Below are 19,132 nucleotides of genomic sequence, written 5' to 3' on the forward strand. Positions count from 1 at the left end.
GTCCTGTCACCGCAGGTGCGGGCCTCACCGGTGTCCCCAACACGTGCTCGAACAGAAGGGTGTTCACTCGAACGGCTGATTGGTGAGTAAGCCCACAAAACACCGTTTCCGCTCGGATTTTCCGACTCTCATGAGTGAAGATCCCTTCCGACGACAAGCCCCCGCCGCAGCGGCGGGGCGGTCCGGGCGGACGCCGAGTCCTGCCGCCGCCCGGATGCCCGGTCGACAGAAGTGCATCGGCAGGAGTGGAGGACCCAGCTAGACGGGCCGCCGGAACAGTTCCGGGCGGTCCTTGGGGTGAAGCCGCAGCCGCGGCCGGGCAACTTCGCCAGCCCGAATCCGACAGGTCATCCTTCACAGGCGGCTGACGAAGGGTTGCGCATGACTGCGCTCAATCGTGTCCCGTCGCTGTGGACCAGGGCCGGTACGGCCTCGGCCCTCACCCTTGCCGCGGTGGGCGGCAGCCTGATGGTCCCCGGCGCCGCACCTGACGCCGAGGCGGCCACTCTGGCGACGCGGGCACTCCAGGTCGCGGCGTCGAAGCACGGCTCCCCCTACCAGTGGGGCGCCACCGGACCGCGTCGCTTCGACTGTTCAGGGCTCACGCTCTACTCGTACAAGAAGGCGGGCAAGACGCTGCCTCGTACGGCCGCGGCGCAGTACAACAAGACGCACCATGTCTCGGCCTCGCACCGCAAGGCCGGTGACCTCGTGTTCTTCCACTCGGGCCGGAACGTGTACCACGTCGGCATCTACGCCGGTAAGGGAAAGATCTGGCACTCCCCGAAGACCGGGGAAGTGGTGAAGCTGGAGAGGATCTGGACGAGAAGCGTCTGGTACGGCAGGGTCGGCTGACCCTCGTCCCTGGGGCGGCGGCACCTCGCCGCCCCAGCGCGGGCGCCTTCTCCGCCCCGGAGTGGACGGCGCTCCTCGCCTTGGCGCAGACGGCGCTCCTCGCCCCGGTGCGGCCCCTCCCACGGCCCCCGTGACGCCCTCTGGGCCCCTCGGAGGCACCTGGGCATCGCACAGGTCGGCCGGATGCCGGGCCGGCCCGCCTCAGGGTTCCTGGGGCCGGCCGGCGGGAACCGGACGGACCGGGACCGTCCAGGGGAGCTCGATGGAGACCGTCTTGCCGCCCTCCCGGGTCGGCAGCACGGTGAGCCTGCCTCCGCACTCGGCAGTCAGCCAGCGGATGATCACCATGCCGCGCCCGTTGTCCTGCTGGACGGCCGCGGGCAGCCGCTTCGGAAAGCGGGGATGGCTGTCGGTGACTCCGACGGTCAGTCGCTCCTCCCGTTCGAGAAGCACCCCGACCGTGAAGGTGGGCGACTGCCCGAACGTGTGCTGGACCGCGTTGGTGGCCAGTTCGGACACGATCAGCCGTACGGTCTCGGCGACTTCCGCGTCACCCGGCAGGCCCCATTCGGCCAGTACTTCGGCGACGAATTTCCGGGCCACGGAAACCGAGGCCGGTTCGCTCGGCAGGGTGACGGATGCTTCCTGATGGTCTGCCATGGCGACGTTCGTCCCTTTCCCACGGGACCGGAACCCGACACCGAGCGGATGGTTCGAGTACGGTCCCGGACTGGTGCTTGCGCCAGACTGCCATTACCGGGCCGGTCGCGGGTGCGATCCACCGAGTAATGCATATATCTGTCGCTCGATGCGGTGAACTCTGCGTCGGCAGAGCGTATTCGGGCGACTTGGAAGGAGTAAGGAGAACGACCATGCAGCACGGTCCCGCGGTGCGCCGCCGCAAGCTCGGTGCCGAACTGCGCGCGCTGCGCGCGGGCACGGGCCTCACGAGCGGCGAGGCGGCCCGCCTGCTCGGCTGGCACCAGTCGAAGGTGAGCCGCATCGAGACGGGCACCAGCGGGGTGAAACCGGCCGATGTGGAGCGCCTGTTGCACGCGTACGGCGTCGAGGATCCCGAACTGCGCGAGCTTCTGGTCGTGTTGGCGGGATCCGAGGGCAACGGCCGGCACCACTGGTGGCACGCGTATCGCGGCGTGCTCCCGCAGGCCTACCGCGACTTCATCAGCCTGGAGTCGGGCGCCAGCCGTATGCGCACGCTGGAGACCTCCGTCGTACCCGGTCTGCTCCAGACCCCGGAGTACGCCCGCGCGGTGACGCGGGCCGCGGTGGGAGGACTGGAGGAGAGCAAGCTCGACGCCCTGGTCGAGGTGCGCCTGGCCCGGCAGGACGTGCTGCGTTCGGTCCCGCCGCTCGAACTGTCGGCCGTCCTGGACGAGGCGGTGTTACGGCGGGAGGTCGGCGGTCCCGATGTCATGGCACGCCAGCTGCGCCGGCTGCGGGAGGCCGCCGCCCTGCCCCAAGTGCGGCTCCAGGTACTGCCGTTCGCCGCCGGGGCACACATCGGCGTAACCGGCCCTTTCGTTATTTTCTCATTTCCGAACACAACCGATCTGGATGTGGTTGTTCTCGACCACTTGACGAGTAGCCTCTATCTCGAACGGAAAGAAGACCTCCAGGCCTACGCCGAGGCCTTCAACGCCCTTCAGTTCCACGCCCTTTCACCCGAGGACTCGTCGGACTACATCGCCGCGATAGGTGACGACGCGTAAGGAGGCACGTCATGCCCGCAATGCCTCGGTACGTACCTTCCAGCACTTCACTGCACCCTGTGCGATGGCTGCGCAGCAGCCGCAGTACCGGGATGAACAACTGCGTCGAGACCGCACGCCCGAGCACCGGACCCTGGTCCGGAATGGTCGCCGTGCGCGATTCCAAGAACACCGCGGGACCCGCCCTGCTGTTCACCCCGGACGTCTGGGAGGGGTTCATCACCGGGCTGAACTGACCCCGTACGGTTCACCGCTCCACCGCGTCAACGGTTCCGGCTGATCACGTCCACCGCGTGCTCGATCTGCTCCTCGGTGAGGTCCGCGCGGGCCGTCAGCCGCAGTCGCGAAACACCGTCGGGCACCGACGGGGGACGGAAACAGCCGACGGCGAGGCCCGCCTCGCGACAGTCGGACGCCCAACGCACCGCCCGTTCGGGGGACGGTGCCCGCACGGAGACGACCGCCGCATCCGGTCGTACCGCGGAGAGACCCTCCGCCGTCAGCCGCGTGTGCAGTGCCGTGGCCACCTCGCGCGCCCGTGCCGCCCGCCCGGGCTCACGACGCAGCAGCCGCAGCGCCGACAGGGCCGCGCCCGCCGCCGCGGGCGCCAGACCGGTGTCGAAGATGAAGGTACGCGCGGCGTTGATCAGATGGTCGATGACCGCGGCCGGACCGAGGACGGCTCCGCCCTGGCTCCCCAACGACTTGGAGAGCGTGACGGTCACGACGACGTCCGGGTCCCCCGCGAGCCCCGCGGCGTGCGGAGCGCCCCTGCCGCCGTCGCCGAGGACACCGAGTCCGTGCGCGTCGTCGACGATCAGTCCGGCACCGTACTCCCGGCAGGCGAGGGCGAGTTCGCCGAGCGGGGCCGCGTCGCCGTCCACCGAGAAGACCGTGTCGGAGACGGTGACGGCCGGTCCGTCGTGGGTGCCGAGGGCCTTGCGCACGGCGTCGGGGTCCGCGTGGGAGACCACCTGCGTGGTGCCGCGGGCGAGCCGGCAGCCGTCGATCAGGGAGGCGTGGTTCCCGGCGTCCGAGACGACCAGGGAGCCGTGCGGCGCGAGCGCGGTGACGGCGGCGAGGTTGGCCGCGTAGCCGGAGGACAGGACGAGCGCGGACTCGAAACCGCAGAAGTCGGCCAGTTCGCGTTCCAGCTCGGTGTGGAGTTCGGTGGTGCCGGTGACGAGCCGGGAGCCCGTGGCACCGCCGCCCCATCGGCGCGCGGCCTCGGCCGCGCCCTCGGTGACCTCCGGATGGCGGGCGAGCCCGAGATAGTCGTTGCTCGCGAGATCGAGGAGCGGCGAGTGGGCCGGACGGGGCCGCAACGTACGGACGAGTCCGGCCCGGCGGCGCGCCTCGGCCTGCTCGTCGATCCAGCCGAACGCCATGTGTCCTCCGGGTCTCGCCACACCTGCGGTCTCGGTGATTTGTAGGCTGTGCACAGACCCTAGCGGGCGGTCCGGCGGCGCATGATGTGGCAATACCCACACGTCGAACCATCTCTGTTGTGCAAACTCTCCTTGGCCGGGAGCGGTCGCATGGTCCAGGATCGGACCTCATGGACCTGCTGAACACGCTGGTGGACAAGGGGCTTCGGCGCGAGCTGCCGACCCGCGACGAGGCGCTGGCCGTACTGGCCACCTCCGACGACGACGTGCTGGACGTCGTGGCCGCGGCCGGAAAGGTACGCCGGCACTGGTTCGGCCGACGGGTGAAACTGAACTATCTCGTCAACCTGAAGTCGGGCCTGTGCCCGGAGGACTGCTCGTACTGCTCGCAGCGTCTCGGCTCCACGGCCGGCATCCTCAAGTACAGCTGGCTCAAGCCCGACGAGGCCTCCAAGGCCGCGGCGGCCGGGCTGGCCGGGGGCGCCAAGCGGGTCTGCCTGGTGGCGAGCGGGCGCGGTCCGAGCGACCGTGACGTGGACCGGGTCTCCGACACGATCAAGGCGATCAAGGACCAGAACGAGAACGTCGAGGTCTGTGCCTGTCTCGGTCTGCTCTCCGAGGGCCAGGCCGAGCGGCTGCGCGAGGCCGGCGCGGACGCCTACAACCACAACCTGAACACGTCCGAGGGGACGTACGGGGAGATCACGACCACCCACACGTACGCCGACCGGGTGGACACGGTCCAGAAGGCCCACGCCGCGGGGCTGTCCGCCTGCTCGGGTCTGATCGCGGGCATGGGCGAGTCGGACGAGGACCTCGTGGACGTCGTGTACGCCCTGCGCGAGCTCGACCCCGACTCCGTTCCGGTGAACTTCCTGATCCCGTTCGAGGGAACCCCCCTCGCCAAGGAGTGGAACCTCACCCCGCAGCGCTGTCTGCGCATCCTCGCCATGGTCCGCTTCGTCTGCCCGGACGTCGAGGTCCGGATCGCCGGCGGCCGCGAGGTGCATCTGCGCACCCTCCAGCCGCTCGCCCTGCACCTCGCCAACTCGATCTTCCTGGGTGACTACCTCACCAGCGAGGGCCAGGCGGGCAAGACCGACCTGGAGATGATCGCGGACGCGGGCTTCGAGGTGGAGAACGCGGGCGAGGTGACCCTGCCCGAGCACCGCGCTCCGTCCGGCGGCGGCTGCGGCTCGCACGCGGAGAACGGCTGCGGTTCGCACGAGGAGGAGGGGTGCGGTTCGCACGGCGCCGCCGGTTGCGGCTCGCACGCCGAGGCGGGCCCCGGGCCCCGGCAGGGCGGTGGTGTGCGCGCTCCCGCGCCCGCGGCCGAGGCCGAGGCGCCCTCCGACGCCCGTACGGACCTGGTCTCCGTGCGTCGCCGTGGTGCCGGAACGGACCTCGCGCCCAATGCCTGACCTGTCCGTGCGGGAACTGCTCGACCTCGATCGGCGGCACGTCTGGCATCCCTACGGGCCCATGCCCGGCCGCCAGGAGCCGCTGGTCGTGGAGTCGGCGAGCGGGGTCCGGCTGCGGATGGCCGACGGCACGGGTGAGCTGATCGACGGGATGTCGTCCTGGTGGTCGGCCATCCACGGCTACAACCACCCGGTCCTGAACGACGCGGCCCGCGGCCAGCTGGAACGGATGAGCCATGTCATGTTCGGCGGGCTCACCCACGAGCCCGCCGTCCGGCTGGCGAAGCGGCTGGTCGACATCTCGCCCGAGGGTCTGGAGCACGTCTTCCTCGCCGACTCCGGCTCGGTCGCGGTCGAGGTCGCGGTCAAGATGTGTCTCCAGCACTGGCGTTCGCTCGGCCGTCCGGGCAAGCAGCGGCTGCTGACCTGGCGGGGCGGCTACCACGGGGACACCTGGCAGCCCATGTCGGTGTGCGACCCCGAGGGCGGGATGCACGAGCTGTGGCAGGGAGTGCTCCACCGTCAGATCTTCGCCGACGCGCCACCGGCCGCGTACGAGGAGTCGTACGCGGACCATCTGCGCGAGCTGATCGGGCGGCACGCCGACGAGCTCGCGGCGGTCATCGTGGAGCCGGTGGTGCAGGGCGCGGGCGGGATGCGCTTCCACTCCCCCGCGTATCTGCGGGTGCTGCGCGAGGCCTGCGACGAGCACGACGTCCTGCTGGTCCTCGACGAGATCGCGACGGGATTCGGCCGTACGGGTGAGCTGTTCGCCGCGGACCACGCGGGCGTGACCCCGGACGTGATGTGTGTCGGCAAGGCACTGACCGGCGGCTATCTGACGATGGCGGCGACGCTGTGCACCGCGCGGGTGGCCGACGGCATCTCGCGCGGTGAGGTCCCGGTGCTGGCGCACGGCCCGACCTTCATGGGCAATCCACTCGCCGCGGCGGTGGCATGCGCCTCGGTCGACCTGCTGCTCGCGCAGGACTGGCGGACCGAGGTGAAGCGGATCGAGACCGGTCTGCGGGACGGGCTCGCGGAGGCCGCGGGGCTGCCGGGCGTCCGGGACGTGCGCGTGCTCGGCGCGATCGGAGTCGTCCAGCTCGACCACGAGGTGGACATGGGGGCGGCGACGGCGGCCGCGGTGCGCGAGGGCGTGTGGCTGCGGCCGTTCCGCGACCTCGTCTACACGATGCCGCCGTACGTCACCGGCGACACGGACCTGGCGCGGATCGCCCGCGCCGTGTGCGCGGCGGCGCGGGAGGGCTGAGATGACGGTACTGGTGATCACGGGCACGGGCACGGAGGTGGGCAAGACGGTCGTCACGGCCGCCGTCGCCGCCACGGCCCTGGCGGCCGGACGGTCCGTGGCCGTCCTGAAGCCCGCGCAGACGGGTGTCGGACCGCACGAGCGCGGCGACGCCGACGAGGTGGCCCGGCTCGCCGGTGCCGTCACGACCCTCGAACTGGGCCGCTATCCCGAGCCGTTGGCGCCCGCGACGGCCGCCCGGCGGGCGGGCCTCGCGGCGGTGTCCCCGGTGGCGGCGGCCGAGGCGGCGGCGAAGCTCGCGACCGAGCACGATCTGGTGCTGGTCGAGGGCGCGGGCGGTCTGCTCGTGCGGTTCGACGACGAGGACGGGACGCTGGCCGACGCGGCCAGGCTGCTGGACGCGCCCGTGCTGGTCGTCGCCTCGGCGGGACTGGGCACGCTCAACACGACGGAACTGACGGCCCGTGAACTGCGGCTGCGGGAGCTGGAGTTCGCGGGGGTCGTGATCGGCAGCTGGCCGGACTCCCCCGACCTGGCGATGCGGTGCAATCTCGGGGACCTCCCGGCGGTGTCCGGAGCGCCCCTGCTGGGCGCGGTCCCGGCGGGCGCGGGGGCCCTCTCCCCCGCGGACTTCCGCACGGGGGCACCGAGCTGGCTGGACCACCGGCTCGGCGGACGCTGGAACGCCGGGATCTTCACCACGACTCACCCGGCCTGACCCCAACCGCCCCACACAGGCCGGCGCGGGCCGTCGGACACCTGACGGGTGACACCCCGGCACATCGCGCCGGGGTGTCACAGACTCCAGCGGCGCAGTTCGTGGGCGATGTCGTGCACGGTGGCCTCGCCGGTCTTGACCAGACGGGCCAGTTCCCGCACCTGCTCGGGCGAGGTGACGACCTTCAGGCCGCTGGCGACCAGGTAGGCGTAGGCGACGGCCGAGGCGAACATCGCGTTGGAGCGTTCGAGCGCCGGGACGTGCAGCAGGAGCTGGAGCAACGCGGCGGCGCGGGCGTGCGGGCTGTCGTAGACCGGAATCCCGAGGATCTCCGCCTCGTGCCGGCTGACCGCGGCGACGAGCGCGCCCCAGTCGGTGACCTGCGGGTCTCCGGGTGTCTTCTGTTCGGCGATCATGAGGAGCCAGGCAAGATCGACTCTGATACTGCTCAAGGGATCAACGACGACCTTCGCTGGTGCCTTCGCGCTCCGCGCCGAACTCCTCGGCGAAGACGGACTCGTACTGCTTCATGAAGTCGGCGGCGGCCTCCACGAAGGTGTGGCCCACTTCCCCGGTGTCCTGCCTGACCAGCTCCTCGATGTAGCGGTTCACGCTCATCCCCCGTTCCAGGGCTCGCTCCCGGGCCGCTCGCGCGGTGCCCTCGTCCACCCGGACGTTCAGCTGAGTCTTCGCCATGCTTCGAAGCTAGCGCGATACCGCTAGCGCGGGCAAGGGGAACCAAGGGTGGACGAGGCCGGTGGAGATTGCCCCTTACATCCATAAGAGGGCCACACCCTGGGGCGGAGAGCATGCGGCACCTAGGGGGGATACCGGGTGTGCGTCCGGTCACACTACGCTCGGGCCGACCATGTGTCCGGACGTCCATCCCAGGAGGAGGCGGTCTTGTCCACAGCTGCTGCCGAGCAGATTCCCGGCCGCGCGGAAGGGGACGGGATCGCCGCCCGCGCCCGCGGTCTGACCAAGGCGTACGGTTCCGGCGAGACCGCGGTACTGGCCCTCGACTCGGTCGACGTGGACATCGCGCGCGGCCGGTTCACCGCCGTCATGGGCCCCTCGGGCTCCGGGAAATCCACCCTCATGCACTGTCTCGCGGGCCTGGACACCGTGTCGGCCGGACAGGTGTGGCTCGGCGACACCGAGATCACCGGGCTGAAGGACCGTGAGCTGACCCGGCTGCGCCGGGACCGCATCGGCTTCATGTTCCAGTCGTTCAACCTGATCCCCACCCTGAACGCGGCCGAGAACATCACCCTGCCCATGGACATCGCGGGCCAGAAACCCGACCAGAAGTGGCTCGACCAGGTCGTCGACACCCTCGGACTGCGCGACCGCCTCAAGCACCGGCCCGCCCAGCTCTCCGGTGGCCAGCAGCAGCGCGTCGCCTGCGCCCGCGCGCTCGCCTCCCGGCCCGAACTGATCTTCGCGGACGAGCCGACCGGCAATCTGGACTCGCGGGCAGGCCTCGAAGTCCTCGGATTCCTGCGCGAGGCCGTGGACGAGCTGGGTCAGACCGTCGTCATGGTCACCCACGATCCCGGCGCGGCCGCCCACTCCGACCTGGTCCTCTTCCTCGCGGACGGGCGGATCGTGGACGAGATGGAGCGGCCCTCCGCGGAAGCCGTACTGGAACGGATGAAGCGTTTCGACACGGCCCGGGTGACCTTCGAGGCCGGACGTGACGCACCCGGAGAAGCCGGCGCCGGCGTCCCGGCCCACGGCACCTTCGGCGACACGGCTCCCGGCGGCGGCGTGGCTCCCGGCGGCGGCTCCGGCGACGTAACCCCCGACAAGGACTGAGGCGGTCGTGCTCAAGGCGACACTGCGAAGCTTTCTCGCGCACAAGGGGCGGCTGCTGCTCTCGGCGCTGGCCATCGTGCTGTCCGTGGCCTTCGTCGCGGGAAGCCTGATCTTCTCGGACACGGTGACCCGTACGTTCGACCGGCTCTTCGCCTCCACCGCGGCCGATGTGACCGTGGAGCCGAAGAACGACCTGAAGTCCCAACTGCCCACCGGCGCCACCGAGACGGTCCCGGCCTCCCTCGCCGACCGGCTCGCGAAGGTCGACGGGGTCGCCGCCACGCACGTGGACGCCTCGGTCGAGAACGCCCCGGTCGTCGACGGCGCGAACAAGTCGGTCGGGCCGACGACGGGCGCCCCCACCATCGTGACCAACTGGCAGATCACCGAACGCAGTCCGGTGAAACTGACCTCAGGACACGCGCCGCGCGGCGACAACGAGGCACTGCTCGACGCGGACACCGCCGACAAGAAGCACCTCGGCATCGGCGACACCCTCACCGTGCAGGCGCAGCCCGGCTCCTTCGCGGTCCGGATCGTCGGGATCGCCACCTTCACCACCACCAACCCCGGTGCCGCGCTGATCTTCCTGGACACCCCGACCGCGCAGACCAAGCTGCTCGGCCGTCCCGGTCTCGCCACGAGCATCTCCGTGGACGCCGCCAAGGGCGTCGACAACGCCCAGCTCAAGCGTCGCGTCTCGGCCGAACTCGGCAACAGCACCTACGACGTGAAGACCGCGCAGGAGCAGGCGAAGTCGTCCGCCGAGCAACTCGGCGGATTCCTCGACGTCATCAAGTACGTGATGCTCGGCTTCGCCGGGATCGCGGTGCTCGTCGGGATATTCCTCATCGTCAACACCTTCTCCATGCTGATCGCCCAGCGCACCCGCGAACTCGGGCTGCTGCGGGCGCTCGGCGCCGACCGCCGTCAGGTGCGCCGGTCGGTGCTCACCGAGGCACTGCTCCTCGGCCTGGTCGGCTCGACGCTCGGCCTCGCGGCCGGGATCGGGCTGGCGGTCGGGCTGATCAAGCTGATGACCGCCTTCGGCATGAACCTCAAGTCCACGGAGATGGTGATCGGGTGGCCGACTCCTGTGGCGGCGTACGTCGTCGGCGTCGGCGTCACGTACGTGGCGGCCTATCTGCCGGCCAGACGCGCGGCGGGTGTCTCCCCCATGGCGGCGCTCTCCGACGCCGAAGTCGCGGGCGTGGGACGGCCGTTGCGCGTACGGGCCGTGGTGGGCGCAGTCGTCGGCGCGGCCGGGGCCGCGGCACTCGCGGGATGCGCGGCCTCGACGAAGACGTCGACGGCGGCCTCGCTGCTGGGACTCGGTGTCGTCCTGACGCTGATCGCGACGGTGATCGCCGGCCCGCTGCTCGTCCGTCCGGTGATCCGGGTCCTCGGCGGCGCGTTCCCTGCGCTCTTCGGCCCGGTCGGCCGGATGAGCCAGCGCAACGCGCTGCGCAATCCGCGGCGCACCGGCGCCACCGCCGCCGCCCTGATGGTCGGACTCGCCCTGGTCGGCGGGATGTCCGTGGCCAGCGCGTCCATGAGCAAGTCCTTCGACCAGCAGATCGACAGAACACTCGGCGCCGACTTCGTGCTCCAGAACGCCAACTTCGTTCCGTTCTCGCACGAGGTCACGGACAAGGTGCGCGCCACCGACGGCGTCGGACTGGTCGTCCGGCAGCGGTTCACCCCCATCGCGGTCGAACTGCCCGACGGCAAGCGGGTCGAGACGACCGCCGCGGCCTACGATCCGCGGCTCGACGACGTCGCCCATGTCACGTACACACGGGGCGACACCGCGGCGGCGCTCGGCGAGGGGCGCATCGCCATGGACGCCACGTTCGCGAAGGACCACGACGTGCGGGTCGGCAGCACGATTGCGGTCGAGTTCCCCGCCGGCCGCACGACCGAACTGACGGTGGGCGCGCTCACCGACCAGGGCGGCGGCGGGTTCGGGACGCAGGGCGGACTCGTCCTCGGCTTCGGCACGATCGAGAAGTACGTGCCCGGCGGGCAGGATTCGGCGCTGTACGTGAACGCGGCCCCGGGCACGTCCCCGGCGAAGCTGCGGCCCCGGCTGGAGAAGACCCTGGAGCCGTATCCGCAGGTCCAGGTCCGCGACCAGGCCGACTACAAGAAGCTCGTCCACGACCAGATCGCCGTGCTGCTCTACCTCGTGTACGCCCTGCTCGGACTCGCGATCGTCATCGCCGTGCTGGGCGTCGTGAACACCCTCGCCCTGTCGGTCGTGGAGCGCACCCGGGAGATCGGGCTGCTGCGCGCCATCGGTCTCGGCCGGCGCCAGCTGCGCCGGATGATCCGTCTGGAGTCCGTGGTCATCGCCGTGTTCGGCGCCGTCCTCGGCCTGGCGCTGGGGATCCTCTGGGGTGTCTGTGTCCAGCAGGTGCTCGCGCTCCAGGGCATGAAGGCGCTGGCCGTGCCGTGGACGACGATCGTCGCGGTCGTGATCGGCTCGGCCGTCGTCGGCATCGTCGCGGCGCTGCTCCCGGCCCTGCGCGCGTCCCGGATGAACGTACTGGCGGCCATCGCGCACGAGTGAGGCGGCGACCGGGCTCCGGGCCACTCGGCCCGGGGCTCGGCCGTGGGCTCTGCCCGGTCCGCCGGGGCCGGGGGGATTCCCACGAGGACGTGACGGCCGTGGCGCCGAACCCGGAGGGTCCTGGCTCCCGCGGCCGGCGGGCTGCGCGGCCGGTGACCGTCCGTATGGCGGAAATGCCGTTCCGGCGTCCGGGCCCCGTGGTGGGATCGGGTCATGACCGACTCGCGCATACGGGCAGCCCTGCCCGAGGACCTCGACGCCGTGCTCGCCTTCTGGAAGGCGGCCGCGGAGGGCACCAGCATCAGTGACGACCGCGGCGGTGTGGAAGGGCTCGTCGCCCGGGACCCCGGGGCCCTGCTGCTCGCGGAGCGCGACGGAGAACTGGTCGGCACGGTGATCGCGGGCTTCGACGGCTGGCGCTGTCATCTGTACCGGCTGGCGGTCCGTCCGGACCGGCGGCGCCTGGGTATCGGTTCGGCGTTGCTGACCGCGGCGGAGGAACGTTTCGTACGACTGGGCGGGCGGCGCGGGGACGCGATGGTGCTGAAGCGGAACGAGACCGCCCACCATGCCTGGCGGGTCGCTGGGTACACGCCGGAGGAGCACTGGCGACGCTGGGTGAAGCCGCTGACCGACTAGGGCGTGCCGCGGGGCGGACGAGACTTGCGGACACGGCCCAGGGGCCCACCGGCGGAGGCGGAGGCTCGAAGGGGCGGCGGCGGTCACCGACGACGCCGCTTTGCCTGTCCTTTACTATTGTCGCACCGTCCCCTCCACGAAAGGTGTGAGCGTCCGCCCATGGGCGAGCCTCCCAGTACCCGCGGCCGTGTTCCCCACGGCGACAGCGGACATCGCGCGATCCCCCTGTCCCTGCCCGATCATGGGACGGAGGTGACCCGATGACCGAAGTGTTGCTCCTGCTGGTCGCAGTTCTGCTGTCGCTGGCCTGCGGCGGCTTCGTGGCGGCAGAGTTCTCCTTGACCACGGTCGAGCGCAGCGAACTGGAACGTGCCGTGGAGCGCGGTGAACGGGGCGCCTCCGGAGCCCTGAAAGCCGTACGGAACCTCACCTTCCAGCTGTCCGGGGCCCAGCTCGGCATCACGGTGACGAACCTCGTGGTCGGCATGCTCTCCGAGTCGTCGATCGCCAAGCTCATCGCGGGCCCCCTGGAGTCGCTGGGCGTCCCGGCCTCCGCGTCGGACTCGGTGGCCCTGGTCGTCGGCACGGCGCTGTCGACGCTCTTCCTGATGGTCGTCGGGGAACTGGTGCCCAAGAACTGGGCGATCTCCGCACCGCTGGCCGTGGCCAAGCGGGTGGCGACACCGCAGCGCTGGTTCAGCGCCGCCTTCCGCCCGTTCATCGCCCATCTCAACAACACCGCCAACCACGTCGTACGCCGCTTCGGCCTCGAACCCGCCGAGGAGCTGGCCTCCGCCCGCGGACCCCAGGAGCTGGTGGCGCTCGCCCGGCACTCCGCCAAGGAGGGCGCCCTGGAGGCGGACACCGCCGAGCTGTTCGTGCGCACCCTGAACCTCGCCGACCTGACCGCGGAGAACGTGATGACACCGCGCGTCCAGGTCATGGCGCTCGACGTCCAGGCGACCTGCGAGGACGTGGCGAACGCGACCCGGGCGACCGGCCTGTCCCGGTTCCCGGTCTACCACGAGACCCTCGACGAGGTCGTCGGCGTCGCGCACATCAGGGACGTGCTGACCGTGCACGCCACGAGCCGCACCCAGACGCCCGTCTCGCAGATCATGCGCGAACCGCTGCTCGTACCGGAGTCGCTGACCGTCGACAGGCTCCTGGACCGGCTGGCGGGACGGCGCACGATGGCCGTGGTCATCGACGAGTACGGCGGTACGGCCGGTGTGGCCACCCTTGAGGACATCGTGGAGGAGGTCGTCGGCGAGGTTCGCGACGAGCACGACCCGCACGAGACCCCCGACCTCGCCCCGGTCGGCACGGACGCCGACGGCCGGGCACTGTACTCGGCCGACGGGTCCGCCCGTACGGACCAGCTCGCCCGGGTCGGGCTGCGGGTCCCGGACGGCCCGTACGAGACCCTGGCCGGCTTCATCGCGGCCGAGCTCGGCCGCATCCCCGCCGAGGGAGACACCGTCGAGGCCGACGACTGGCGGCTCGACGTCGTGGACGCCTCGGGGCGGCGGGCCGCCCGGGTGCTGCTGCACGCCCCGCACGACGCCGAGGAGAGCGCGCGATGACCGCCGTACAACTGCTGATCGGATTCGCGACCCTCGTCGTGAACGGCTTCTTCGTCGGCGCCGAGTTCGGACTGATCTCGGTGCGCCGCAGCCAGATCGAACCGCACGCCGAACGCGGCGACCGGCGGGCGCGCAGTGTGCTCTGGGGCCTCGAACACGTCTCGGCGCTGCTCGCGACCGCGCAGCTCGGCATCACGCTGTGCACCCTGGTGCTCGGCATCGTGGCCGAACCCGCCATCGCGCACCTGCTGGAGCCGGTGTTCCACGCGGTGGGCGTCCCCTCCGGCGCGGGTCACGCCGTCTCCTTCGTCATCGCGCTGACCCTGGCGACGTATCTGCACATGCTGCTCGGCGAGATGGTGCCGAAGAACGTGGCCCTCGCGGAACCCGTGCGGACGGCGCTGGTGCTCGGACCGCCGCTGGTCGCGCTCTCCCGTGCGCTGCGCCCGGTGATCTTCACGGTCAACGCCTTCGCCAACGGGCTGCTGAAGCTGCTGCGGGTCGAGACGAAGGACGAGGTCGCGGCGACCTTCTCCGACGACGAACTCGCCCGCCTGGTGAAGGACTCCAGTGCGGCGGGGCTCATCGACCACCGTGCCCAGGAGCGGCTGCGTGACGCCCTTGAGCTGGGCCGCAGGCCCGTGCACGACGTCGTGCTGCCGGTCGAACGTGTCGTCTACGCGAGCGTGGGCGTGACTCCGGAGGAACTGGAGCGACTGTCGGCCGAGTCGGGATTCTCCCGCTTCCCTGTCGTCGACGACGGACGCCGGATCGTCGGGTATCTGCACGTCAAGGACGCGCTGGACGCGGCACCTCGCGAGGTGCCGTTCCGCGTCGAGGACATGCGGCCCATCGCCCGCGTCCGGGAGAGCACACCCCTGGACGACGTGCTGACCGCGATGCGCCGCAGCCGTACCCATCTCGCGGGGGTCATGGGCAGCGACGGCCGGCTCACGGGACTGGTGACGATGGAGGACGTCCTGAGAGAGCTGTTCGGACAGCCGGCGTAAGCAGTTGTCCGGACAGCCGGCGTCAGCAGCTGTTGGGACAACCGGCGTCAGCAGCTGCTCGGAGAGTCGGCCAGGGTCTGTCCGGCGTGGTCCGCCGGACAGGTCTCGTGCGCGAAAGGCGCGGGTGGGGCGGTCCGACAGACCGATGGGTATGTGTTCGGGTTACCATCTTTCTCGCCATGCAGATGAATGCCTCCTACACCAGCCTCGTCGCGGTCGGCGACTCCTTCACCGAGGGCATGTCGGACCTGTTGCCCGACGGCTCCTACCGCGGATGGGCCGACCTCCTCGCGGGCCGGATGGCGGCCCGGGCACCCGGTTTCCGCTACGCCAATCTCGCGGTGCGCGGCAAGCTGATCGGGCAGATCGTCGACGAGCAGGTGGACGTGGCCGCCGCGATGCGGCCCGACGTGATCACCCTGGTCGGCGGCCTCAACGACACCCTGCGGCCCAAGGTCGACATGGGACGCGTCCGCGGTCTGCTGGAAGAGGCCGTTGAACGCCTCGCCCCGGCCTGCGAGCAGCTCGTCCTGATGCGCAGCCCCGGCCGCAACGGTCCCGTCCTGGAGCGCTTCCGGCCCCGCATGGAGGAGCTCTTCATCGTCGTCGACGAGCTCGCGAAGCGGCACGGGGCCCTGGTGGTCGACCTCTACGGCGCGCCCTCGCTCGCCGACCCGCGCTCCTGGGACGTCGACCGGCTGCACCTGACCGCCGACGGACACCGCCGGGTCGCCGAGGCCGTGTGGCAGACCCTCGGATACGAGGCGGAGGACCCGGACTGGCACGTCCCTTCGGCGCCCACCGCACCCCCCGGCTGGGTCTCCCGCCGCACCGCCGACGCACGCTTCGCCCGGCAGCATCTCCTGCCGTGGATCGGGCGACGGCTGACGGGGCGTTCGTCCGGCGACGGACTGCCCGCGAAGCGGCCCGAACTACTGCCCTACGAGGGTCCTGTCACGGGCGGCCACAGCCACTGACCGGGATGGCCAGGGGGGCCGGGGGGAGCGCCGATCGGACGGCTTCCGCCGTGTCCCTCTCCCGAGTGACACGGCGGCCCATGCTCCGCATGAAGCAGACGCTACCGGTTACCCCCGAGTCCGCCACAGGGCGCACAGGGGGCGCTCGACAGCGCGGGAGTGCCGTCGCCTCGCTCGCTCACGCCCCGGAAGTAGGGCGGGGCCCGGCGCGTACGCCGGGCCCCGCCGACGGCCCCTCCAGCTTTGCGGAGCATGGAGAGGAGCCGTCTCGCCACCCTGGACCGGATGGCAAGTAACAGGCCAGTCGCGAGTTACCGCTGGATCGAACATCAAAGCACTCATGCGTGGGCCTGAGAAGTACGCCCCCGAGCGCCACCGGAGGAACGTGCCGACGCCCTTCACCGGTGTGGCCGGGGCAAAGAGATGCGCGTACCTTTTGGCACCGACACGCCACCGCTCGACCGATCAGGGCCGATGTGCCCCATCGGCACCCTTGCGGCGGGCCGTCGACAAGGTGGGAAACCAGCCATGCCACGCGACCACACCTACCACGGGCCGATATCGCTCTGCGCCAGGTGCAGTACACGGAACGTGAGCATGAATGGACATGCGTGCGCGGTCCGCCTCATGCAGAGGTGTGGGGTGGGACGAGTGAGAAACAGTCGGCCGAGTCGGCGCCCCGGCAGCGGTCAGGCGCTGTCCCCGGCCATTCCGGCCATTCCGCCGGACGGCAGGGGGGTCGCCGTCAGCGGGCCGTGCGCCATGACGATCGAGGCGAGCGGATAGGGAGGACCGTCGGTGCCGCGCAGGATCAGCAGAGGCATCCCGCGTTCGTCCTGGCGCCGGCCGAGCGACAGCCAGATGCGGTCGGTCCGGTCGACCTGCCCCATTCCGAGGTCGTAGATCCGTCCCCAGAGATAGAAGGGATCGGCGGCCGCGTCGCTCGCCTCCTGGAGGAGTTCGGGGACACCGTGCGCGGTGAGGTGGACGGCTACCCCGTCGAGGGTCCCCGCGGCCACCTGCGCGTGCCCGGCCGTCCTGGTCCGTACGTTGCGGGGAGCCCCGATCGCGTCGAGCCAGTAGTCCCAGTCGTCCAGGCACGTGGCCTTGATGGCCACCGTCACCCGCTCGCCGTCCGCCGTGATCTGCATGGCCTCCAGGCGGGCCAGGTGGTCGGACTGGAGGCTCGCGGCGACGGAGACCGCCCGGGCGGAGGCGCTGCCCCAGCCGACCACGCGCGATCGCGCGGCGGCCGGCCGTACCCGCGGAGCCTGGCCGTCGACGCGCTGCGGGACCGGCGCCGCCCCGTGCTCCGCCATGACGCGGCCCGCACTTCGGTCGGCGAGATGCAGGACGATCGCTCCGCGGGCGGGCGGCACGAGCGGGGAGGCCGCGGAGGCCCGGTCGTGCGGCCGCTCGGAGCCTCCGTCACCGGAAACCGACCCCACCGGATCCGGCACCGACGCGGGACCGTGATCGCGCCGGAACTCAGGCCCTTCACCTCCGGAAACCGCCCCCCTGAGGTCCGGCGCCGAAGCGGAAGCATGCTCGGGCCCCTCACCACCGGAGGCCGGCGCCAGGAGGTCCGGTTCGGACGCGGGAGCGTGATCCCTCCAGGACTCGGGCGCCTCACCACCGGGGGCCGCCCCCCTGAGGTTCGGCGCCGAGACGGAACCATGATCCCGCCGGGACTCGGGCCCCTCGCCGCCGGAGAACGGTCCCAGGAGATCCGGCACGGACGCGGGACCGTGATCGCGACGCGGCGCGGGGCCTCCGCCACCGGAACCCGACCCCACCAGGTCCGGCACGGACGCGGGACCGTGATCGCGACGCGGCGCGGGCCCCTCGCCGCCCGGAGCGGGTTCCCCGTGGTCCGTCCCGGGTGCGGGAGCACGGTCGTGCCGGGGTTCGGCGCCCTCGGCGAGGCCCCGCTCCTCGCGGTCCGGCGCGGACGCGGACTCGCCGTCGTACGGCGGCTCGGCCTCGTCGCCCGGGATCAGCCCCTTGCGGTTGAGCGCGGTGGCGATCCGCATGGCGACCTCGCTCGGGTAGCCGCAGTCCTCGACGATCGTGTCGACCGCGGCGTGATAGGCCTCCGGGCAGTTCTGCCCTGCCTCGACCTGGGTCCGCAGCCGTTCGAGGACGCCGGCACCGCCCGCCTCAACCAGGCGCCCCTGCGCCTCCAGATCGGCGACGAACTCCCGGGCGAAAGCACTGAGTTGCTCGGCAAGGTGGGCTTCGACGGCCGAACGGGTCCCGGGCACGGTGGTCATGCCGCCACCCCCAGATACTCACTGCGCAGCTTGGCAAGTGCTCTGAACTGCAAGGTCTTCACTGCCCCTTCGGACCGTTCCATCTGGCGTGCCGTCTCCAGCACCGAGAACTCCATCAAGAACCTGCGCGTGAGGACTTCGCGTTGCGGCGGCCGCAGTTGCTCCAGCGCCCGGCGGAGCAACTCCTCGTCCAGGCCGATCAGTACGGTGTCCTCGGTACTGACGGTGAGATCCTCGTCGAAGCCGAGCATGTCCTCGACGACGAACTCGCGGCGCTGCGCACTCTTGCAATGGTCGATGACCTTGTTCCGGGCGATGGTGATCAGCCACCCGACGAACCCGATGCCGCGATAGGTGAAAGTCCCGCGTTTCATCCAGGCGTTGAGAAATGTCTCGCCGGTGAGGTCCTCGGCGACCTGCCGATTGCGTACACGGCGCTGTACATAAGCCAGGACCGCAGGGTGATGCAGGGCGTAGAGCTCCCCGAACGCGTCCCGGTCTCCCGCGAGCGCACGGGCGATGAGGGCCGGTTCTCTGGTGTCGAACCGCGGTGTGGCGGCGTTAGCCTCGGCGATCAAGGCCTACTCCGTTCATGAGTGGATGAACTCTGGTGGGCAGGTGCTGCGACGGTCCGCTCCGGCCATGGCCACCGGGCCCGGGCGCCGGGCGCCGGGTGACCGGGTCGTCGCGTCCGAACGTTTCGAGGCGTCCCCCCGCGGATGCCTCGCAGCTCCGGAGCCTGTTCGAGCCGATGCCGAGGCGGTGCAAATAGGGTCCCCTCAAAGGGACTTGCATACGTGCGACTAACTCACAGTCATGCAACATATGCAACTTGCGTACATGCACGCAAGTTGCTTCGCCGGTATCACGGC

18 protein-coding genes and 1 riboswitch are annotated in these 19,132 nt (G+C 71.0%); of the genes, 12 read left to right on the top strand and 6 right to left on the bottom strand.

The features are described from left to right. The first annotated feature begins 222 nt into the window (after positions 1–222). Positions 223–378, top strand: a riboswitch (cyclic di-AMP (ydaO/yuaA leader). 3 nt (positions 379–381) lie between these two features. After that, complete coding sequence (locus ACZ4AA_RS10335) at positions 382–855, top strand: C40 family peptidase (protein WP_467598573.1); 474 nt, start codon at positions 382–384, stop codon at positions 853–855. A 201-nt stretch (positions 856–1,056) separates the two neighbouring features. Here the strand turns inward: ACZ4AA_RS10335 and ACZ4AA_RS10340 are convergent, their stop codons facing one another. After that, entirely contained in the window at positions 1,057–1,515 is a 459-nt protein-coding gene (locus ACZ4AA_RS10340; RefSeq protein ID WP_467598576.1) for an ATP-binding protein, read from the bottom strand. A gap of 212 nt (positions 1,516–1,727) precedes the next feature. Here ACZ4AA_RS10340 and ACZ4AA_RS10345 point away from each other — a divergent pair, with 212 nt between their 5' ends. Together ACZ4AA_RS10345 and ACZ4AA_RS10350 are read left to right on the top strand one after the other, a co-directional pair. Continuing rightward, positions 1,728–2,585: a helix-turn-helix domain-containing protein gene (locus ACZ4AA_RS10345; protein WP_467598579.1), complete on the top strand. Its 858-nt coding sequence runs from the start codon at positions 1,728–1,730 to the stop codon at positions 2,583–2,585. Between the two features lie 11 nt (positions 2,586–2,596). Further along, complete coding sequence (locus ACZ4AA_RS10350; RefSeq protein ID WP_467598582.1) at positions 2,597–2,821, top strand: DUF397 domain-containing protein; 225 nt, start codon at positions 2,597–2,599, stop codon at positions 2,819–2,821. A gap of 27 nt (positions 2,822–2,848) precedes the next feature. On the opposite strand, the gene ACZ4AA_RS10355 is transcribed toward ACZ4AA_RS10350, so the two are convergent. Next, entirely contained in the window at positions 2,849–3,973 is a 1,125-nt protein-coding gene (locus tag ACZ4AA_RS10355; RefSeq protein WP_467598585.1) for an 8-amino-7-oxononanoate synthase, read from the bottom strand. Between the two features lie 170 nt (positions 3,974–4,143). On the opposite strand from ACZ4AA_RS10355, the gene bioB reads away from it, so the two are divergent. The 3 genes from bioB to bioD are packed head-to-tail and all read left to right on the top strand — an operon-like array spanning position 4,144 to position 7,385. Further along, the gene (gene bioB, locus ACZ4AA_RS10360; protein ID WP_467598588.1) at positions 4,144–5,394 is read left to right on the top strand and encodes a biotin synthase BioB; all 1,251 of its coding nucleotides are present in this window, start codon (positions 4,144–4,146) and stop codon (positions 5,392–5,394) included. Beyond that, complete coding sequence (locus ACZ4AA_RS10365; protein WP_467598591.1) at positions 5,387–6,667, top strand: adenosylmethionine--8-amino-7-oxononanoate transaminase; 1,281 nt, start codon at positions 5,387–5,389, stop codon at positions 6,665–6,667. The genes bioB and ACZ4AA_RS10365 overlap by 8 nt, the downstream gene beginning before the upstream one ends. A 1-nt stretch (position 6,668) precedes the next feature. Beyond that, the gene (gene bioD / locus ACZ4AA_RS10370) at positions 6,669–7,385 is read left to right on the top strand and encodes a dethiobiotin synthase (RefSeq protein WP_467598593.1); all 717 of its coding nucleotides are present in this window, start codon (positions 6,669–6,671) and stop codon (positions 7,383–7,385) included. Between the two features lie 77 nt (positions 7,386–7,462). Here the strand turns inward: bioD and ACZ4AA_RS10375 are convergent, their stop codons facing one another. Next, positions 7,463–7,801 (bottom strand): fic family toxin-antitoxin system, toxin component, encoded by a 339-nt coding sequence (locus tag ACZ4AA_RS10375; protein ID WP_398392372.1) that lies wholly within the window; start codon positions 7,799–7,801, stop codon positions 7,463–7,465. 40 nt (positions 7,802–7,841) lie between these two features. Then, a complete protein-coding gene (locus ACZ4AA_RS10380; protein WP_339127977.1) occupies positions 7,842–8,081 on the bottom strand; it encodes a toxin-antitoxin system HicB family antitoxin in 240 nt (79 codons plus the stop codon). Between the two features lie 207 nt (positions 8,082–8,288). On the opposite strand from ACZ4AA_RS10380, the gene ACZ4AA_RS10385 reads away from it, so the two are divergent. The 6 genes from ACZ4AA_RS10385 to ACZ4AA_RS10410 all read left to right on the top strand — a co-directional run bounded on the left by ACZ4AA_RS10385 (position 8,289) and on the right by ACZ4AA_RS10410 (position 15,987). After that, entirely contained in the window at positions 8,289–9,203 is a 915-nt protein-coding gene (locus ACZ4AA_RS10385; RefSeq protein ID WP_467598598.1) for an ABC transporter ATP-binding protein, read from the top strand. Between the two features lie 7 nt (positions 9,204–9,210). After that, positions 9,211–11,775: an ABC transporter permease gene (locus ACZ4AA_RS10390; protein ID WP_467598601.1), complete on the top strand. Its 2,565-nt coding sequence runs from the start codon at positions 9,211–9,213 to the stop codon at positions 11,773–11,775. Between the two features lie 213 nt (positions 11,776–11,988). Then, on the top strand, positions 11,989–12,414 hold the full coding sequence (locus ACZ4AA_RS10395; RefSeq protein ID WP_467598604.1) for a GNAT family N-acetyltransferase: 426 nt from the start codon (positions 11,989–11,991) through the stop codon (positions 12,412–12,414). 260 nt (positions 12,415–12,674) lie between these two features. Beyond that, positions 12,675–14,000 (top strand): hemolysin family protein, encoded by a 1,326-nt coding sequence (locus tag ACZ4AA_RS10400; protein ID WP_467598607.1) that lies wholly within the window; start codon positions 12,675–12,677, stop codon positions 13,998–14,000. Beyond that, on the top strand, positions 13,997–15,010 hold the full coding sequence (locus ACZ4AA_RS10405; protein WP_467598610.1) for a hemolysin family protein: 1,014 nt from the start codon (positions 13,997–13,999) through the stop codon (positions 15,008–15,010). The genes ACZ4AA_RS10400 and ACZ4AA_RS10405 overlap by 4 nt, the downstream gene beginning before the upstream one ends. A gap of 179 nt (positions 15,011–15,189) precedes the next feature. Continuing rightward, positions 15,190–15,987 carry an SGNH/GDSL hydrolase family protein gene (locus ACZ4AA_RS10410; RefSeq protein ID WP_467598615.1) on the top strand — a complete coding sequence of 266 codons (798 nt, stop codon included), beginning with the start codon at positions 15,190–15,192 and terminating at the stop codon, positions 15,985–15,987. Positions 15,988–16,676: 689 nt separating this feature from the next. On the opposite strand, the gene ACZ4AA_RS10415 is transcribed toward ACZ4AA_RS10410, so the two are convergent. Both ACZ4AA_RS10415 and ACZ4AA_RS10420 read right to left on the bottom strand, forming a co-directional pair. Then, positions 16,677–18,260: a BN159_2729 family protein gene (locus ACZ4AA_RS10415; protein WP_467598618.1), complete on the bottom strand. Its 1,584-nt coding sequence runs from the start codon at positions 18,258–18,260 to the stop codon at positions 16,677–16,679. After that, positions 18,257–18,838, bottom strand: a complete 582-nt coding sequence (locus ACZ4AA_RS10420) for an RNA polymerase sigma factor (protein ID WP_467598620.1) — start codon at positions 18,836–18,838, stop codon at positions 18,257–18,259. The genes ACZ4AA_RS10415 and ACZ4AA_RS10420 overlap by 4 nt, the downstream gene beginning before the upstream one ends. Positions 18,839–19,132: the final 294 nt, after the last annotated feature.

The organism is Streptomyces sp. NPDC024698 (assembly GCF_055559015.1).

What these genes read in the sequence shown, in the direction of transcription:
- ACZ4AA_RS10335 (WP_467598573.1), top strand. Translation starts at nt 382, where the DNA reads ATGACTGCGCTCAATCGTGTCCCGTCGCTGTGGACCAGGGCCGGTACG.
- ACZ4AA_RS10340 (WP_467598576.1), bottom strand. Translation starts at nt 1,515, where the DNA reads ATGGCAGACCATCAGGAAGCATCCGTCACCCTGCCGAGCGAACCGGCC.
- ACZ4AA_RS10345 (WP_467598579.1), top strand. Translation starts at nt 1,728, where the DNA reads ATGCAGCACGGTCCCGCGGTGCGCCGCCGCAAGCTCGGTGCCGAACTG.
- ACZ4AA_RS10350 (WP_467598582.1), top strand. Translation starts at nt 2,597, where the DNA reads ATGCCCGCAATGCCTCGGTACGTACCTTCCAGCACTTCACTGCACCCT.
- ACZ4AA_RS10355 (WP_467598585.1), bottom strand. Translation starts at nt 3,973, where the DNA reads ATGGCGTTCGGCTGGATCGACGAGCAGGCCGAGGCGCGCCGCCGGGCC.
- bioB (WP_467598588.1), top strand. Translation starts at nt 4,144, where the DNA reads ATGGACCTGCTGAACACGCTGGTGGACAAGGGGCTTCGGCGCGAGCTG.
- ACZ4AA_RS10365 (WP_467598591.1), top strand. Translation starts at nt 5,387, where the DNA reads ATGCCTGACCTGTCCGTGCGGGAACTGCTCGACCTCGATCGGCGGCAC.
- bioD (WP_467598593.1), top strand. Translation starts at nt 6,669, where the DNA reads ATGACGGTACTGGTGATCACGGGCACGGGCACGGAGGTGGGCAAGACG.
- ACZ4AA_RS10375 (WP_398392372.1), bottom strand. Translation starts at nt 7,801, where the DNA reads ATGATCGCCGAACAGAAGACACCCGGAGACCCGCAGGTCACCGACTGG.
- ACZ4AA_RS10380 (WP_339127977.1), bottom strand. Translation starts at nt 8,081, where the DNA reads ATGGCGAAGACTCAGCTGAACGTCCGGGTGGACGAGGGCACCGCGCGA.
- ACZ4AA_RS10395 (WP_467598604.1), top strand. Translation starts at nt 11,989, where the DNA reads ATGACCGACTCGCGCATACGGGCAGCCCTGCCCGAGGACCTCGACGCC.
- ACZ4AA_RS10400 (WP_467598607.1), top strand. Translation starts at nt 12,675, where the DNA reads ATGACCGAAGTGTTGCTCCTGCTGGTCGCAGTTCTGCTGTCGCTGGCC.
- ACZ4AA_RS10405 (WP_467598610.1), top strand. Translation starts at nt 13,997, where the DNA reads ATGACCGCCGTACAACTGCTGATCGGATTCGCGACCCTCGTCGTGAAC.
- ACZ4AA_RS10410 (WP_467598615.1), top strand. Translation starts at nt 15,190, where the DNA reads ATGCAGATGAATGCCTCCTACACCAGCCTCGTCGCGGTCGGCGACTCC.
- ACZ4AA_RS10415 (WP_467598618.1), bottom strand. Translation starts at nt 18,260, where the DNA reads ATGACCACCGTGCCCGGGACCCGTTCGGCCGTCGAAGCCCACCTTGCC.